The organism is Chromobacterium sp. (assembly GCF_041912965.1).
Taxonomy (GTDB): domain Bacteria; phylum Pseudomonadota; class Gammaproteobacteria; order Burkholderiales; family Chromobacteriaceae; genus Chromobacterium; species Chromobacterium aquaticum.
The window spans coordinates 1-17170 of record NZ_JAYSGF010000049.1 but is presented as its reverse complement, the minus strand read 5'-3'; the positions used below and the strand labels follow the sequence as shown (position 1 = coordinate 17170).

15 protein-coding genes and 2 riboswitches are annotated in these 17170 nt (G+C 64.9%); of the genes, 11 read left to right on the top strand and 4 right to left on the bottom strand.

Annotated elements, in window-relative coordinates; all coding sequences use genetic code 11:
• Nucleotides 1–15 precede the first annotated feature (15 nt).
• Together ACE3QM_RS20070 and ald are read right to left on the bottom strand one after the other, a co-directional pair.
• Entirely contained in the window at nucleotides 16–810 is a 795-nt protein-coding gene (locus ACE3QM_RS20070) for a gamma-glutamyl-gamma-aminobutyrate hydrolase family protein (protein ID WP_231462605.1), read from the bottom strand.
• Nucleotides 811–829: 19 nt separating this feature from the next.
• Nucleotides 830–1954 carry an alanine dehydrogenase gene (gene ald / locus ACE3QM_RS20065; protein ID WP_048411973.1) on the bottom strand — a complete coding sequence of 375 codons (1125 nt, stop codon included), beginning with the start codon at nucleotides 1952–1954 and terminating at the stop codon, nucleotides 830–832.
• Between the two features lie 211 nt (nucleotides 1955–2165).
• Between ald and ACE3QM_RS20060 the strand changes: the two genes are divergently transcribed.
• From ACE3QM_RS20060 to ACE3QM_RS20040, 5 genes are all read left to right on the top strand, one after another.
• On the top strand, nucleotides 2166–2711 hold the full coding sequence (locus ACE3QM_RS20060) for a cupin domain-containing protein (protein WP_048411999.1): 546 nt from the start codon (nucleotides 2166–2168) through the stop codon (nucleotides 2709–2711).
• Nucleotides 2712–3019: 308 nt separating this feature from the next.
• A complete protein-coding gene (locus tag ACE3QM_RS20055) occupies nucleotides 3020–4507 on the top strand; it encodes an aldehyde dehydrogenase (protein ID WP_374424365.1) in 1488 nt (495 codons plus the stop codon).
• A gap of 79 nt (nucleotides 4508–4586) precedes the next feature.
• The gene (locus ACE3QM_RS20050; protein ID WP_374424363.1) at nucleotides 4587–5372 is read left to right on the top strand and encodes a substrate-binding periplasmic protein; all 786 of its coding nucleotides are present in this window, start codon (nucleotides 4587–4589) and stop codon (nucleotides 5370–5372) included.
• A gap of 81 nt (nucleotides 5373–5453) precedes the next feature.
• A complete protein-coding gene (locus ACE3QM_RS20045; RefSeq protein ID WP_374424361.1) occupies nucleotides 5454–6236 on the top strand; it encodes a substrate-binding periplasmic protein in 783 nt (260 codons plus the stop codon).
• Nucleotides 6237–6306: 70 nt separating this feature from the next.
• Nucleotides 6307–6930, top strand: a complete 624-nt coding sequence (locus ACE3QM_RS20040; RefSeq protein WP_374424359.1) for a hypothetical protein — start codon at nucleotides 6307–6309, stop codon at nucleotides 6928–6930.
• 80 nt (nucleotides 6931–7010) lie between these two features.
• Here the strand turns inward: ACE3QM_RS20040 and ACE3QM_RS20035 are convergent, their stop codons facing one another.
• Entirely contained in the window at nucleotides 7011–7619 is a 609-nt protein-coding gene (locus ACE3QM_RS20035) for an FMN-dependent NADH-azoreductase (protein ID WP_374424357.1), read from the bottom strand.
• Nucleotides 7620–7728: 109 nt separating this feature from the next.
• Here ACE3QM_RS20035 and ACE3QM_RS20030 point away from each other — a divergent pair, with 109 nt between their 5' ends.
• From ACE3QM_RS20030 to ACE3QM_RS20020, 3 genes are all read left to right on the top strand, one after another.
• Nucleotides 7729–8655 carry a LysR substrate-binding domain-containing protein gene (locus tag ACE3QM_RS20030; protein ID WP_048411967.1) on the top strand — a complete coding sequence of 309 codons (927 nt, stop codon included), beginning with the start codon at nucleotides 7729–7731 and terminating at the stop codon, nucleotides 8653–8655.
• A 149-nt stretch (nucleotides 8656–8804) separates the two neighbouring features.
• On the top strand, nucleotides 8805–11288 hold the full coding sequence (locus ACE3QM_RS20025; protein ID WP_374424354.1) for a DUF3141 domain-containing protein: 2484 nt from the start codon (nucleotides 8805–8807) through the stop codon (nucleotides 11286–11288).
• 135 nt (nucleotides 11289–11423) lie between these two features.
• A riboswitch (glycine riboswitch) is annotated at nucleotides 11424–11510 on the top strand.
• Between the two features lies 1 nt (nucleotide 11511).
• Nucleotides 11512–11724, top strand: a riboswitch (glycine riboswitch).
• A 199-nt stretch (nucleotides 11725–11923) separates the two neighbouring features.
• The gene (locus tag ACE3QM_RS20020; protein WP_231462594.1) at nucleotides 11924–12658 is read left to right on the top strand and encodes a trimeric intracellular cation channel family protein; all 735 of its coding nucleotides are present in this window, start codon (nucleotides 11924–11926) and stop codon (nucleotides 12656–12658) included.
• Between the two features lie 29 nt (nucleotides 12659–12687).
• Here the strand turns inward: ACE3QM_RS20020 and ACE3QM_RS20015 are convergent, their stop codons facing one another.
• Nucleotides 12688–13473, bottom strand: a complete 786-nt coding sequence (locus ACE3QM_RS20015; protein WP_374424351.1) for a LuxR C-terminal-related transcriptional regulator — start codon at nucleotides 13471–13473, stop codon at nucleotides 12688–12690.
• A 165-nt stretch (nucleotides 13474–13638) separates the two neighbouring features.
• Here ACE3QM_RS20015 and ACE3QM_RS20010 point away from each other — a divergent pair, with 165 nt between their 5' ends.
• The 3 genes from ACE3QM_RS20010 to ACE3QM_RS20000 form a co-directional block, all read left to right on the top strand.
• Nucleotides 13639–15138, top strand: coding sequence for an aldehyde dehydrogenase (locus ACE3QM_RS20010; protein WP_374424349.1), 1500 nt, complete (start codon nucleotides 13639–13641; stop codon nucleotides 15136–15138).
• A 44-nt stretch (nucleotides 15139–15182) separates the two neighbouring features.
• Nucleotides 15183–16589 (top strand): APC family permease, encoded by a 1407-nt coding sequence (locus tag ACE3QM_RS20005; protein ID WP_374424347.1) that lies wholly within the window; start codon nucleotides 15183–15185, stop codon nucleotides 16587–16589.
• A 54-nt stretch (nucleotides 16590–16643) separates the two neighbouring features.
• The coding region (locus ACE3QM_RS20000; protein WP_374424345.1) for an aminotransferase class III-fold pyridoxal phosphate-dependent enzyme at nucleotides 16644–17170 on the top strand (527 nt) is incomplete at its 3' end.

Genomic DNA, 17170 nt, shown 5'->3' with positions numbered 1-17170 from the left:
CTCTTCCTCTGTGTGTTATTCCGAGTGGTGACACAAGGTCTCGGTTAATTGCGGCCCGCGTTGCCGCTGCTCGCGGCGCTGGCGGCAGGCATCGCCAAATGCCTTGAAGATGGCCATGGACAGCGGGTTGTCCCAGTATTTCCACTCCGGATGCCATTGCGCGGCGAAGGCGAAGCCCTTGGCGTCGCGCACGCGGTAGGCCTCCACCAGGCCGTCGTCGGCGACGGCCTCGCAGATCAGGCGATCCGACAACCGCTTGATGCCCTGCTGATGCAGGGAATTGACCATGGCGGACTCCTGGCCGGTCCATTGCCGCAGCAGGCTGTCCTCGGCGAAGCGCACCGGATGGGACAGCGCGTACATCGCGTCCAGGTCGGGGGTGTCCGGCTCGCGGTGGTCGCGCCGCCCCTCTTCTTCCTGCACGTGCTGATACAGCTCGCCGCCCATCGCCACGTTGATTTCCTGAAAACCGCGGCAGATACCCAGCAGCGGAATGCCCTGCTCCAGCACTTGCTGGATCAGCGGCAGCGTGGTGGCGTCGCGCATCGGGTCGTGCATGGTTCCCGCCCGGCTGGGCGCGCCGCCGTAATGATGCGGCTCGACATTGGACGGCGAACCGGGCAGCAACACGCCGTCCACCAACTCCAACACCTCCCGCAGCGCGGTCTTGTCGCCTAGCGCCGGCAGCAAGACCGGCACGCCGCCGGCGCCGCCGGCCGCCGCGGCGATGTATTTTTCACCCACCGCGTGGAAGGGCAACAGGCCTACCATCTTGATGTCACAGGGTATGCCGATGATAGCTTGCAACATTTCTGGTCCTTGAAACGGGTTACGACGCCGTCTTGACGGCTTCGATTGGATCGATGAAAGGCAGGCCCAGCGCCTGCGCCACCGCCGGGTAAGTCAGCCGCCCGCGGCAGACATTGAGGCCGTTGCGCAGATGGGCATTGTCCAGCAGCGCCTGGCGCCAGCCCTTGTTGGCCAGTTCCAGCGTGTACGGCAGCGTGGCGTTGGTCAGCGCCTGGGTAGAGGTGCGCGCCACGCCGCCGGGCATATTGGCCACGCAGTAGTGGACGATGCCGTCCACCACGTAAATGGGATCTTGGTGCGTGGTGGGCCGGCTGGTCTCGAAACAGCCGCCTTGGTCTATCGCCACATCCACCAGCACCGCGCCGGGCTTCATGATCTTCAGCATCGGCCGCGTCACCAGCTTGGGCGCCGCCGCGCCGGGGATCAGCACCGCGCCGATCACCAGGTCCGCCTCGCGCAGGCAATCTTCGATATTGGCGGAGTTGGACACCAGCGTCTTGATGCGGCCGCCGAACACCATGTCGATTTCCTTCAGCCGCGGCAGCGATTTGTCCAGGATGGTGACCTCGGCGCCGGCGCCCATGGCCATGCGCGCCGCGTTCAGCCCCACCACTCCGCCGCCTATCACCACCACCCGCGCCGGGGCCACGCCGGGCACGCCGCCCAGCAGCACGCCGCGGCCGCCCTGGGCTTTCTCCAGCGCGTGGGCGCCGGCCTGGATCGCCATGCGGCCAGCCACCTCGGACATCGGCGCCAGCAATGGCAGGCCGCCGCGCTCGTCGGTGACGGTTTCGTATGCTATGGCAATGGCATCCGATTCCAGCAATAATTTGGTCTGCTCCGGATCCGGCGCCAGGTGCAGATAGGTGAACAGGATCTGGTCACGGCGCAGCATGCGGCATTCCACCGGCTGCGGCTCTTTGACCTTGACGATCATGTCGCTGCGTTCGAAGGTTTCCTCGGCGCTGGAGGCAATGGAAGCGCCGGCCTGGATATACTGCTCATCGGTGAAACCGATGGCGAGGCCGGCCTGGGTCTGGACCAAAACCTTGTGTGCGTTGGCGACTAACTCCCGGACTCCAGACGGGGTCAGGCCAACACGATACTCGTGGTTCTTGATCTCCTTGGGAACACCGATCAGCATGTCGCTCTCCTCACTGATTTGTTGTTGTCGGGGCCGCACAAGCGTTTAAGAAAATTCACAATATGCTTGCTCCTTGTTTCTGATTCTGACTATAAACCCCCAACGATGCAAAGATATTCGATTTTGCGTCGCAGCAAGTAGTGCAGAGTCCGTGCAAAATAATTATCATAAAGCGTCTAAAATTATTAACATACTGATGGAGCAGGAATCCATGGACGTTGGCGCAAGATTACGCATGGTCAGGGACCGTTTCGGGTTGTCGCAACGGGAACTGGCCAAACGTGCCGGGGTCACTAACGGCACCATCTCGCTGATAGAACAGAATCGGGTCAGCCCCTCGGTCAGCTCGCTGAAAAAAGTGCTTGAGGGACTGCCGATGACGCTGGCGGATTTCTTCACCTTCGACTCCGACCCGGAACAGGCGCGCGTGTTCTACCAGGCTCACGAATTACCCAATCTGGGCAATGAGCAGATTCGGCTGCTGCTGGTGGGCACCGCCCACGACAAGCGCGACATCGCCATCCTGCGCGAGGTCTACGAGGCCGGCGCCGACACCGGGCCGGACATGCTGACGCACGACGGCCAGGAAGGCGGCGTGATCATCAAGGGCAGTATAGAAGTCACGGTCAACAACGAGAGCCGGGTCCTGGGCCCGGGCGATGCTTATTATTTCGACAGCCGGCTGCCGCACCGTTTTCGCAATGCCGGCGCGGAAATTTGTGAAGTGGTCAGCGCCAGTTCGCCGCCGACTTTCTAAGAACCTGTTCAAAGTCTCGCGAGCAAGAGCGAGACAAGGCGAAAACGAGCGAAAAAGCGGAATGTATAAGTGGCACATGAGCACTGAGCTTGGTTTCAACGCGGTATCGCCGACGCGCAGCAGATCGTAAACAGGTTCTAAAACGCTGGCGCAGCAATAGCCCGAACAGACAATAAGGCCAGGCAGGGGAGCTTTAGCCAATGCCCCCGCTCCAAACGCCAGGACAGGCAGCATGGTAGTCAAACCCGAGTGAAGCGATACCGGCGCCGCCACAGCCAGGCGGCGCCAGATCATCAAAGGAGAGAGAAATGGCTAGAACGCATGCCGAATGGAAGCAATTCGCCGCTCAACTGAAGATCGAAGGGCGCGCCTTCATCGCCGGCGAGTACTGCGCCGCGCAAGACGGCAAAAGTTTTGTCTGCAACAACCCCGCCAATGGCGAGAAGCTGGCCGACGTGGCCTGGTGCGGCGAAGCCGACGTGGAGCGCGCGGTCAGCGCCGCGCGTCGCGCCTTCGACTCCGGCATCTGGTCCGGCCTGGCCCCGCGCGAGCGCGGCCGCATCCTCAAGCGCTTCGCCGCGCTGATCCACGAGCACGGCGATGAATTGGCCCTGCTGGAAACCCTGGACGTGGGCAAGCCCATCAGCGACACCCTCAGCGTGGACCTGCCCGGCAGCGCCTACTGCGTGGAATGGTTCGCCGAGGCCATCGACAAGATAGGCGGCGAAGTGGCGCCGGTGGACCCCAAGGTGGTGGGCCTGGTCACCCGCGAAGCCATAGGCGTGGTGGCCGCCATCGTGCCGTGGAACTACCCCATCATGATGGCCAGCTGGAAGTTTGGCCCGGCGCTGGCCGCCGGCAACCCGGTCATCATCAAGCCATCGGAAAAATCCCCGCTCACCGCCATCCGCCTGGCCGCGCTGGCCAAACAGGCCGGCATTCCCGACGGCGTGTTCCAAGTGCTGCCCGGCGCCGGCGACGTGGGCAAGCTGCTGGCGCTGCACATAGACGTGGACTGCGTCGCCTTCACCGGCTCCACCGGCGTGGGCAAGCTGATCGCCGGCTACGCGGCTCAGTCCAACCTCAAGCGCGTCTGGCTGGAACTGGGCGGCAAATCGCCCAACATCATCCTGCCGGACTGCCCGGACCTCGCCCAGGCGGCGCGCGCCGCCGCCGGCGGCATCTTCTACAATATGGGCGAAGTCTGCACCGCCGGCTCCCGCGTGCTGGTGCATCGCGACATCAAACAGCGCTTCCTGCAGGAACTGGAAGCCGCCGCCACCCGCTACTATCCGCAAGACCCGCTGGACCCGGCCACCAATATGGGCGCCATCGTGGACCGCATCCAGTACGACAAAGTGCTGTCCTATATCGGCAAGGGCGATAGCGAGGGCGCCAAGAAGTTGTTCGGCGGCAAAGCGGCCCATACCGACACCGGCCTGTTCATCGAACCCACCGCGTTTGATTGCCCCAGCGCCGACCTGACCATCTGCCGCGAGGAAATCTTCGGCCCAGTGCTGTCGGTGATCACCTTCGACGACGTTGAAGAAGCCATCCGCATCGCCAACGACACCGAATACGGCCTGGCCGCCGCGGTCTGGACCTCCAACCTCAGCACCGCGCACCAAGTGTCGCGCCGCCTGCGCGCCGGCACGGTATGGGTGAATTGCTATGATGAAGGCGGAGACATGAACTTCCCGTTCGGCGGCTTCAAGCAGTCCGGCAACGGCCGTGACAAATCGCTGCATGCGCTGGAAAAATACACCGAGTTGAAGAGCACGCTGATCAAGCTGTAAACCGCGTTTACAGCGCCGCCGACAGGCTGCCCTTCCGGCAGCCTGTTTTGTTTCCACCCCGCCCAGCAAGGACCGTGACATGATCAAGCGCCTCTCCGCCCTCCTCTGCCTGCACGCCGCCACGGCCATGGCGGGCGCCGCGGCGCCCGCCTGTCCGGCGGAAGGGCTGAAGGTGGGTTATTACCCGACAGCCACCGCCTATGAAGGCGGCAAGGGCTACGACGTGGACCTGGTTCACGAACTGGCGCGCCGGCTGGACTGCAAGATCCGTGAAGAGCGCGAATACCCGCGGCTGCGCGTGCTGCTGCTGGTACAGCACGGCAAGCTCAACCTCGCCACCTCCACCATCCCGCTGCACAAACGGCTGCGCTACGCCTGGGTGCTGCCCTACACCCGCGACCGCAACATGACCCTGCTCAACCCCGCGGTGCAGAGCAAGACACCGGAACAATGGCTGAACGATCCCAAGCTCAAGTGGGGCGCCGTCATCGGCTACCGCAACAGCCCGCTGCAAGACCACTTCCTGCAACAAATGGCCAAGCGCGACAAGCTGATCTGCGCCGCCAATGAAGAAGACCTGCTGGCCATGCTGCGCAGCGGCTCCATTACCGCCGCCTTCTCCCAGCCCCAGGTCTACGATCACTGGCTCAACGGTCAACCGCGCGCCAGGCTCAAAGTCAAAGTCATGGATCCGTTTCGCGACAGCAGCCTGGAAAACGGCCTGGTCCTATCGCACCGCGGCTTCACCGAACGCCAGATGCGCGTCTGGCGTGATGAATTGGCCAAAATGCGCGAAGACGGCAGCCTGCACCGCATCCTGCGCAAATACCTCAGCGAAGACAGCGTGCGCGGCATGCTGGAATAAGCGCTGCCCGCCATCCGTCCACGCGCGGCAAAAACCGCCAAACCCGGCTATAGCTAAACAGACGCGGCAAGGGAGAATGGCATGAAAGGTCTGTGGGCGGCACTGCTGGGCGGCATCCTGGCCACGCCGGCGGCGCAGGGCGAAACCGCCTGCCCGGCGGCGGGGCTGAAAGTGGGCTACTACCTGTTGGGCGGCGCCTACGAGGAAGGGCGCGGCTACGATGTCGACCTGGTGCACGAACTGGCGCGCCGGCTGGGCTGCAAGATCGTGCAGGAAGAAGCCTATCCGCGCATCCGCGTGCTGAAAATGGTGGAACACGGCCAGTTGAACCTGGCCACCTCCACCATCCCCACCGCCGACCGCCAGAAATACGCCTGGATCTATCCCTACTTTTACAGCAAGAACATGATTCTGCTGTCCAGCCACGTGAACGCGCGCACGCTGGACCAGCTATTGACCGACCCGGCCGTCAAATGGGGCTTAGTCCGCGGTTACCGCCACAGCCCGGAGCAGGACGCTTTCCTGGAACAGCTGGCCAAGCGCGGCAAAGTCGTGATGGCCAACGACGAGCGCGATCTCTACGCCATGCTGTCCCAGCGCATCATCACCGCCGCTTTCGCCCTCCCGCTCAGCTACGATCGCTGGCTCAACTCCCCCGCTCTATCCGGCCAAGTGGAAGTGGTGGACTTGTTCCCCACCTCGGAACGCGTGGCCGGCGGCCTGGTGCTGGCCCACAGCGACTTCAGCCAGCAGCAGGCCGAGCAATGGCAAGCCCAGTTGCAGCAAATGATCAAGGACGGCAGCTTGCGCAAAATCCTTGGCAAATACCTCAGTCCCGACAGCGTGGCCCGCATGCAGCCCTGACCCTAGGTCCAGCTTGCCGCCGCACGCCAACGCGCGCGACACTGCGCTGTCCTCACCACGGGAGCGCCCGATGAAATCCTTGAACCGCCTCGCCCTGCTGCTGCCGCTGCTGGCAGCCTTCCCCGCCCATGCCGCCGACGACGCCGGCAAAGTGCAAACCCTGGTCATGATGCGCCACGGCGAAAAGCCGGAAGGCGGCTACGGTCAGCTCGACTGCAAGGGGTTCAACCGCTCGCTGGCCCTGGCCAAGGTGCTGCCGCAGCGCTTCGGCAAACCGGACCAGATCTACGCGCCATCCACCTCCAGCCAAGCCAGCGACCCGGCCGGCACCTTCAACTACATCCGGCCGCTGGCCACCATAGAACCCACCGCCATCTCCCAGGGCCTGCCGGTCAACACCAATTTTGAAACCGCGGCGATAGACGGCCTGCAACAGCAACTGATCGACCCGCTGCACCACGGCAAGCTGGTCTTCATCGCCTGGGAACACAAGCTGCTGCAAGTGATGGCCACCAACATCATGAACCAATACGCCGGCAAGAACGGCGGCAGCCAGGTGCCCAAATGGGACAAGAACGACTTCGACGGCCTCTTCATCCTCACCGTCGACTACAGCCACACCCCACCCAAGGCGAAATTCCGCCGCGAACAGCAAGGCCTGGACAAGCTGTCATCCACCTGCTGGCTGCCCTGAGCGCGCCCCATACTCCGCCCACCCATGCAAAACAGCCGGCCCCACAGGGAGCCGGCTGTCGCCATTGACGGTGCCGAGGATTACAGCGCCAGTTGGGCGATGGCCTCTTTAGCCGCGTGAATGGCGGTGGCGCGCTTGTCCTCGCCCATATTCACTGCTTCCGCGCGGACGAAAGCCACATCGTTCACGCCCAGGAAACCCATCACCGTCTTCAGGTAATCCTCCTGGAAATCCATCAGCCGGCCCTGCTCGGTGCTGTACACGCCGCCGCGCGAGGACACCACGATCACCTTCTTGCCGCCGGCCAGGCCCACCGGGCCGTTCTCGGTGTACTTGAAAGTGCGGCCGGTGGCGGCCACGCGGTCCACCCAGGCTTTCAGCTGCGACGGAATCGAGAAGTTGTACATCGGCGCGCCGATCACCACCACATCCGCCGCCAGGAATTCTTCAATCAGCTCATTGCTCAGCGCGGCTTCGCTGCGTTGGGTAGAGGTCCAGTCCGCCTCGGCGGTGAAGTTGGCGCCGATGATCTCGCCGGACAGGTGAGCGATGGGCTGGCTGGCCAGGTCACGGTAAGAGGTTTCCACATTGGCGTGGCGCTGACGCAGGGTGTCGGCGACAACGGCGCTCAGTTGGCGGGAAACCGAATTAGCGGCAAGGATGCTGGAATCGAGATGCAACAGTTTCATGATCGGGTCCTTCGTGTCTTGGTGGGGAAAGTGATTGCATGATAGTTTTCCGAACCAATCCGCACTAGACTGTGAAAATCGGAAACATTGTTCCATCAGTGAGACAATCATGCAGGACCTGAACGATCTGCTGTATTTCGCCAAAGTGGTTGAACATGGCGGCTTCATGGCCGCCGGCCGGGTGCTGGGCATCCCCAAATCCCGGCTGTCCCGCCGCGTGGCGGAGCTGGAACAGCGGCTGGGCGTGCGCCTGCTGCAAAGAACCACCCGCCGGCTGTCCTTGACCGAAATCGGCCAACAGTACTACCAGCATTGCCAGGCCATGCTGGAGGAGGCCGAAGCCGCCGATGAAGCCATCGCCCGCAGCAGCGCCGAGCCGCGCGGACTGATCAAGGTCAGCTGCCCGGAACTGCTGTCCAAGACCCTGCTGGCGCCGGCGCTGCCCCGCTTCATGGCCCGTCATCCGCTGCTGCGCGTGCAGCTGGACTCCAGCAACCGCCGCGTGGACCTGATAGAAGAAGGCGTGGACGTCGCCATCCGCGTGCGCAACGTGATAGAAGACAGCGCCAACCTGGTGGTGCGGCGGCTGGCCACCACCCAGACCTCGCTGGTGGCCAGCCCGGCGCTGCTGGCCGAACGCCCGGCGCCCAAGAGCCCAGCCGACATGGCCGGCTGGCCGGCGCTGACCATGAGCCGCCCGGACGGCCGTGGCCAATGGGCGCTGCTGGACCAGGCCGGCCATGCCTACACCATACAAATAGACAGCCCCCGGCTGATGACCGATGACCTCGTCGTGCTGCGCGACGCCGCCATCGCCGGCCTGGGCGTGGCCGCGCTGCCGGTGCTGGTCTGCCACGAAGCGCTGCAATCCGGCCAACTGGTGCGGCTGCTGCCGGACTACGACATCCCCTGGGGCATTCTGCACGCCGCCTTTCCCACCCGCCGCGGCCTGCTGCCGGCGGTGCGCGCCTTCATCGACTTCCTCACCACCGAGCTGATCCCGCCGGACCACCCGGTCTACCTGCTCACAAGCTGAGCGGCTGGCCTCAACCAACAGCCAGGCCTGTTGCAAACAACCGACGCTAGACGCCTCCGCGCGCCGAGCTCCGACCACTAGCTATTGCAATGCAACAAAAGCCAGGTAGAGTAGGCAGCTATCCGTCATACCAAGCAAAGAGGTGCCGTATGTGGTCGCAAACAGCTGTCTGGTCAAAACTCCTCTCCTCCAACCCCGTCGCCAGCTACTGGCGCGACGCCTGGGAGCGTTCCATCCTCTACTGGGACGTGCAGCATGACCGCGGCGCCGACTACCTGCGGCACGTGCAAAGCGGCAAACCGCCGGTACTGGTGTTCGACTACAAAATCATCCTGGACGGCCGCACCCTGCCGGACCCGGCCAACTACGCGCTCACCGCCATCCTGCCGCCGGCCGGCTGTCCAACCACCAACCCGGCGCTGCGCCCCTTCGTGGTGATAGACCCGCGCGCCGGCCACGGCCCCGGCATCGGCGGCTTCAAGATGGACAGCGAAATCGGCATCGCGCTGCAGCAGGGCCACCCCTGCTACTTCATCATGTTCTTCCCGCAACCGGTGCCCAGCCAGACCATAGAAAGCGTCAGCCGCGCCGAATACGTCTTCCTCAGCAAGGTCAACGAACTGCACCCGGACAGCGACGGCAAGCCCTTCGTCATCGGCAACTGCCAGGGCGGCTGGGCGCTGGCCATGCTCGCCTCCGCCGCGCCGGAACTGTTCGGCCCCATCCTGCTGGCCGGCACCCCACTGTCCTACTGGGCCGGCGTGGCCGGCAAAAACCCGATGCGCTACTCCGGCGGCATGCTGGGCGGCACCTGGACCGCCTCGCTGGCCGGCGATCTGGGCAACGGCAAATTCGACGGCGCCCACCTGGTCAACAACTTCGAAAAACTGGACCCGGCCAACACCCTGTGGAAGAAGCCCTACAATCTGTACGCCAAGGTGGACACCGAACGCGAACGCTACCTGGGCTTCGAACGCTGGTGGGGCGGCCACTACCTGCTGAACAAGCAGGAGATGGAATGGATCTCCCAGCAGCTCTTCGTGGGCAACCACCTGGTGGAAGGCAAGATCGTCAGCAGCGACCAGCACCGCGTGGACATGCGCAACATCCGCTCCCCCATCATCGTGTTCGCCTCCTGGGGCGACAACATCACCCCGCCGCAACAAGCGCTGAACTGGATACCGGACCTGTACGCCAGCGCCGACGACATCCGCGACAACGAACAAACCATCATCTACTGCCTGCACAACAAAGTGGGCCACCTGGGCATCTTCGTCTCCGCCGGCATCGCCAACCGCGAACACAGCGAATTCGCCAGCGCGCTGGACCTGATCGACGTGCTGGCCCCCGGCCTCTACGAAGCCGTCATTGAGGACGTGGCGCCCAACACCCCCGGCCAGGAATACATCCAGGGCCGCTACATCATCCGTTTCGAAGCGCGCGAAGTGGCCGACATCCTCGCGCTGGACGACGGCCGCGAAGACGAGCGCGCCTTCGAAGTGGTGCGCCGCGTCTCCGAAATCAACCAAGGCGTGTACGACCGCTTCGTCTCCCCCGCGCTGCAAACCCTCAGCAACGAAGCCAGCGCCCAATTGCTGCGCCAGCTCAACCCAGCGCGGCTGGAACGCACGCTGATCTCCCCGCTCAACCCCTGGCTAAGCTGGCTCAAGCCCGCTGCCGAATACGTGCGCGCCCACCGCCAGCCGGTGAGCGCGGACAACCCGCTGTGGCAGTTGCAGGAGCAATGGTCCGGCTGGATGGAGCAAGGCCTCAACCACTACCGCGACCTGCGCGACGCCGCCACCGAACACTGCTTCAAGGCCGTGTACGAATCGCCGTGGCTCGCCTCCGTCGTGGGCGTCCAGCCCGCGCGCGAAACCCGCGCCGCCCGCTGTGACAGCTGGGACAAGCAGGAACGCCTGCAGCTCAAGCGCCAAGTACTGGACCCCGCCTACGAAAGCGGCACCCTGGCCGATGGCTTCGTGCGCCTGCTCATCTACGTGGCGATTGGCCGCGGCATCATAGACGAGCGCCCGTTCAACGCCATCCGCCGCATCATGCGCGACATCCGCCATGAATACCCGATGACCCTGATGCAGCTGAAAGACATCGCCCGCAAGCAAGTCTTCCTGGTGCGGCTGGACGAAGCCCGCGCGCTGGCCGGCCTGCCCAAGCTGCTGCCGCAAGAACACCTGCGCCGTCAGGCCTGGCAACTGGCGCGCGAACTGCTGGCGCTCAGCGGCGACATCGTCCCGGAACAACAACAACGGCTGGACCAAGTGGCCCACATGCTGCAACTGGACGTCCACGCCCCGGCGCCGGCCATCCTGCCGCCCGCCGAGCCCCCTGTGGCAACAGCCGTGGCCGCTCCGGCCCCCACTGCCAAGGCCAGCGCGCCCGCCAAGAAAGCCGCCGCGCCACGCAAGGCAGCCGTCAAAGCGCCAGCCAAACCCACGGCCAAGACCGACACCGCCGCCAAACCCGCTCCGGCGGCCAAGCCCGCGGTCAGCAAAGCCGCGGCTGGCAAGCCCGCCACGGTCAAAACCGCCAAAGCGCCCGCCGCCAAAACCCCGGCCACACGCAAACCCGCCGCCGGCAACGGCGCCAGCAAACCCAAAACACCGGGCAACTGAGCACCGCCAAGCGTCCAAATGCCCGGACGGTTAACGCCGTCCGGGCATTTTTCATCCCGATGGCGCACTGCAACATTTTTGCTGCCGCCCATCGGTACAGTCGTTGACTGAACAATACAGCAAACGCTAATATCCTTATCTGCTGCGGGAGAGAGGGGCTAACGCCCCCGCCGAAGACGCAAACTCCCATAATCGCTCAGGCAACAGTACCGCAGCCCATGGATATCAGCCGATTGGAGAGAGGCCCTAAGCGCCCGTTCATCATCTGCTACGCTTCAGCGACAGCGCGTCAAAACCGCTTGGCTTCGCTGCCTGCTCGCCAGATTACGTGACCGGCCCTTAGCCGCCCACCGAAGGGGCAAGTGACATCCGGCAAGGCCCGCACACAGGCCGTGCCCGTCATCTAACTCTCAGGTAAAAGGACAAGGGGAGAGGCAATGCCGGCAGCGTCGCGCCCATGCGCGGCCCGTCGGCCGTGCTCAGAACGTGCTCACGATCTCGCGAGCAAGGACGAGACAAGGCGAAAACAGCTGAGAAAGCGGAATGTACAAGTGGTACATGAGCATTTCGAAGATGTTTTCAACGCCGTATCGTCGCAGCGCAGCAGATCGTGCACCAGCTCTCAAGGAAAACCCGTGTTCGAAACTCTTGCCCAGGCTGTGCGCCACCTGGCATGGCCCGCCCATTGCCAACCCCTTTTCCCACCCGGCTTCGCCGCGCATCTCGGCGCCAGCCTGTTTGACCACTGCGACTACATGCTTACCCTGATCTACCTGATCGCCATCACCGCGGAAGCGATGACTGGCGCGCTCGCGGCCGGCCGCCGCAATATGGACATCTTCGGCGTTACCGTCATCGCCTTCCTCACCGCCCTGGGCGGCGGCACCGTGCGCGACATCGTGCTGGGCCGCTACCCGATAGGCTGGACCCAGCACCCGGAATACGTCGGCCTGGTGATTGCCGGCGGCCTGGCCGCCGTGCTGGTGGCCCGCTATATGAAACGCCTGAGCCGCGTGTTCCTGGTGCTGGACGCGCTGGGCCTGATCGCCTTCACCATCATAGGCTGCGGCGTGGCCCAATCCATGGGCTACCACCCGGTGGTGGTGGTGATGGCCGGCATGATCACCGGCATTGCCGGCGGCATCCTGCGCGACGTGCTGTGCAACCGCGTGCCGGTAGTGTTCCGCCAGGAACTGTATGCCAGCGTCTCCTTCGCCGTGGCCCTGCTCTACCTGGGCCTGATCAAACTGGGCGTGCCGCATGATCTCAACGTGCTGGCCAGCTTCGCCGTCGGCCTCACCATCCGCCTGGCCGCCATCTGGCGCGAATGGCGGCTGCCAGTCTTCATGTACCGGCACGATCTGCACTAACTAAGCGCATCTGTTTACCGCTGTCGGCATCAGGCTTGAATCCCCGCCAGCAGCAGGAACAAGGCCGCCTGACTGGACACGCCCAGCTTGGCGTACAGATGGCGGCGGTGTACCTTGGCGGTTTCCAGCGAAATAGCCAACTCTCGCGCCACGCCCTTGGTGGAGTGGCCGCCGAGTATCAGCAGCGCCACCTCCACCTCCCGCTTGGTCAACGGCGAGGAGCCCTGCGCACGCAGCGCCTCCTCCAGCTGCCGGCGGCTCTGCCTGCCCGCGTTAGCCGCCGGCTGGCGCAGCCCTTCGTCCATACGCGCGGCCAGCCGCGACAAGGGCAATAGCCAGGGGGCGAACAGATTGCAAACGCCCAGTTCCTGCTCGCTGAAGCGGCGTTTGCTGCCCAGCGACAGAGACAGCACGCCCTCCGGCAACACTTGCAGAAACTGGATTTCATCCGCCACCACATTGCGCGAAAAGTAACGGCGGAAGTACTCCGTCTCCCGGAAACGGTCCGGCGCCACCTCGTCCAGCCGGTACACGCCGGCGGCCGGGCGCTTCAGCGCAAAACCGTAAAACGGGTCCAGCAGATACAGGCCGCGCCGGTAGTCGGCGAACAAATCGTCGGCGGCGTAATTGGCCGCGTGATCGGCCAGCACCCACGGCGGCGCCTCCTGGCGAAACAGCACCGCCACCCAGGTATCGAAACTCAGGCGTTCCCGTAGAAACGCTGCCAACCCTTGCCAAAAGGCCGCGTTGTCGACGCCATCCAACAAACGCCCCAATTGCTGGTGAAACACCAGATCCGCCACATTCAGCTGCATGCCAGCTACCCCGATCAGGTTAGTCCCGCCTTCCGCTCTAACGCTTTCGCGTGATGTCCGCCGCCAAGGGGACTGACTAGTATGGCTCCAGCCTGCGCGACAAGACCAGCCGTGATGTGAGCGCTTCCCCCACCCCGTCGCGCAGCCTGAACAGGAGTGATCGCCATGCCCACGCAGGATCTGTCCTACTGGCAAGGCTGCGCCGCCGATTTGCGCCCGCCTTGCCTCGCCTTCATCAACGGCCGCTTCGTGCCCGCCGCCGACCAGCGCACCTTCACCGACATCAGCCCCATCCATGGCCGGCCCCTGGCCGAGATCGCCCGCTGCGGCGAGGCCGATGTCGAACGGGCGGCGCGGGCCGCCCGCGCCAGCTTCGAATCCGGCGTCTGGTCGCGCTGTCACCCGCGCCAGCGCAAGACCGTGCTGCAAAAACTGGCGGTGCTGATCCGCCGGCATGGCGACGAACTGGCGCAGCTGGACTGCCTGGACATCGGCAAGCCCATTGCCGATGCGCTCCATATCGATGTGCCGGGCGCCGCCGGCGTGTTCGACTGGTACGCCGAAGCCGCCGACAAGCTGTACGGCGAGGCTGCCCCCGGCGCCGACGACGCGCTGGCCCTGATCACCCGGGAACCGCTGGGCGTGGCGGCGGCGGTGATCCCGTGGAATTTCCCGCTGGACATGGCCGCGTGGAAGCTGGCGCCGGCGCTGATGGCCGGCAATAGCGTGATCCTGAAGCCGGCCGAGCAATCCCCGCTGTCGGCCTTGCGCCTGGCCCAACTGGCCCAGGAGGCCGGCCTGCCGGACGGCGTGCTCAACGTCTTGCCGGGCTATGGCGACGAGGTGGGGCGGCCGCTGGGCCTGCACCCGGACGTGGATTGCCTGAGCTTCACCGGCTCCAGCGAAGTGGGCAAAGCCTTTCTGCGCTACGCGGCGGACTCCAATATGAAAAGAGTGGCGCTGGAGTGCGGCGGCAAAAGCCCCAATCTGGTGTTCGACGACTGCGACCTGGACGCCGCCGCCCGGCGCGCCGCCTTCGGCGTTTTCTTCAATCAGGGCCAGGTGTGCTCGGCCAACTCGCGGCTCTTGCTGCAACGCTCCATTCAAGACGTCTTCCTGGAACGCCTGCTGCGCGAGGCGGCCGCGCTGCAACCGGGCAACCCGCTGGACCCGGCCACCCGCAGCGGCTGCATCGTCGACGCCCGCCAGGCGGAGCGCATCATGGCCCACATCGACCAAGCCCGCCGCCAAGGCGCCCGCCTGCTGTGCGGCGGCGAGCGCTTCAGCCTGGACGGCGGCGACTGCTACATCCGCCCCACCATCTTCACCGATGTCCGCCCGGACATGGCGCTGGCGCGCGAGGAAGTCTTCGGCCCGGTGTTGGCGGTGATGCCCTTCGACAGCGAAGCCGAGGCCGTGGCCATCGCCAACGACAGCCCCTACGGCTTGGCCGCCTCGGTGTGGACCCGGGACCTGTCGCGCGCCCACCGCGTGGCGCGCCGGCTACGCGCCGGCACCGTCTCGGTCAACACCGTGGACGCGCTGGACCCCGGCCTGCCGTTTGGCGGCTGCAAACAGTCCGGCTTTGGCCGCGACCTGTCACTGCACGCCATCGACCACTACACCCACCTCAAAACCACCTGGGTGCAATGGCAAGACGAATAAGCGCCGTCCCGCAGTCGGCACAATAAGATAGTAGGAGACACACCATGCGCACACCGCAAGCCCACCTTGCTCCACCGCCGGCCCCCGCCCCTTTTCGCGCCAGCCTGGGCCTCGCCCCGCTGCTCGCCGTCGCCATCGGCCTCGTCGTATCCCAAGGCGTGATGGTGCTGATGCTGCAAGGCGCCGGCATGGCCGGCATCGGCTTTCTGATCCCGCTGAGCCTGGCGTTCCTGCTGGCGCTCTGCTACGCCGTATCCTTCTCCGAGCTGGCGCTGATGATTCCCCGCGCCGGCAGCCTCAGCAGCTACACCGAGGTGGCCCTGGGCCAGTTCCCCGCCATCCTGGCCACCTTTTCCGGCTATGTGGTGGTGGCGATGTTCGCGCTGTCGGCCGAGCTCCTGCTGCTCGACCGCATCGTCAACCAGGTCTATCCCGGCGTCTTTCCCCTCAACGGCGTCGCCTACGGCGTGCTGCTGATCTTCACCCTGCTCAATCTGCTGGGCATTGATGTGTTCGCCCGCCTGCAATCGGCGCTGGCCCTGGTGATGATCGTCGCGCTGCTGGCGCTGGGCAGCACCGCGCTGAGCGGCGGCGGCCCGCCGGCGCTGGCCCAGGCCGCCAATAGCGACTGGAACCCGCTGGGTGCCGGCGTGCTGACGCTGGGAGCGCTGGCGATCTGGGGCTTTGTCGGCGCGGAATTCACCTGCCCGCTGGTGGAGGAAAGCCGCCGCCCGCAACGCGATATCCCGCTGGCGATGATGTTGGGCCTCAGCGTGATCTTCATCACCATCGCCCTCTACTGCATGGGCGCGCTCTACCTCCTGCCGCGCGCCACCCTGACCGCCGCGCCGCTGCCACACCTGCAATACGCCACCGCGCTGCTGGGCCAGGCCGGCAAGCTGACCGTGGTGGTGATCGCCTTCACCGCCACCTGCAGCACGCTCAACAGCTCCCTGGCGGCGGTGCCGCGCATGCTGTACGGCATGGCCTGCAACGGCCAGGTCTTTCCTCAGTTCAAACAGCTGAGCCAGCGCTACCGCACCCCATGGGTGGCGGTGCTCTTCGTCGCGCTGATCACCGGCGCGCCGGTGCTGCTGATGGGCGACGACCCCGACACCATAGGCCTGCTGTTGCTGGCGGCGGCGATCTCCTGGCTGCTGGCCTACATCATCTGCCACCTGGACGTGATCGCCCTGCGCCACCGCTACCCCACGCTGGCCCGCCCCTTCAAAACCCCGTTCTACCCGCTGCCGCAATGCCTGGGCATCGTCGGCATGTTGATCGCCATCTACCACGTGTCGCCCAGCCCGGACATGAGCGCCGCCATCTTCGCCAGCGCCGGCATCGTGCTCGGTCTGGTGTCCTTGATCGCCGTCCTGTGGATCAAGCTGGTGATGCGCAAACCGCTGTTCCGCCCGGAACCATTGGACCAGGCGCTGACCCGGCACTAGCCAAACGCCTAACGCCGGGCCTGGCCCGGCCCCATCCCCGACAAGGAGACCGTCATGACCGCTTCCACGCCCCACCGCAGCACCCGCGACTACCAGCAACTGGACGCCGCCCACCACATCAACGCCTTTCTAGATCAGAAAGCCCTGAACCAGGAAGGCCCGCGAGTAATGGCCGAGGGCCGGGGCGTGTATCTGTGGGACACCGACGGCAAGCGCTACCTGGACGGCATGTCCGGCCTGTGGTGCACCCAGGTGGGCTACGGCCGGCAGGAACTGATTGCCGCCGCCGCCCGGCAACTGCAACAGCTCAGCTACTACAATGTGTTCTTCCACACCACCCACCCGGCGGTGAACGAACTCTCCGAGCGGCTGTTCTCCCTGCTGCCCGGCGACTACCGCCACGTGATCTACACCAACTCCGGCTCCGAATCCAACGAGCTGCTGATCCGCTGCGTGCGCCGTTATTGGGACGTGATGGGCAAGCCGGACAAGAAAATCTTCATCGGCCGCCACAACGGCTACCACGGCTCCACCGTGGGCAGCGCCAGCCTGGGCGGCATGAAGTTCATGCACGAGATGGG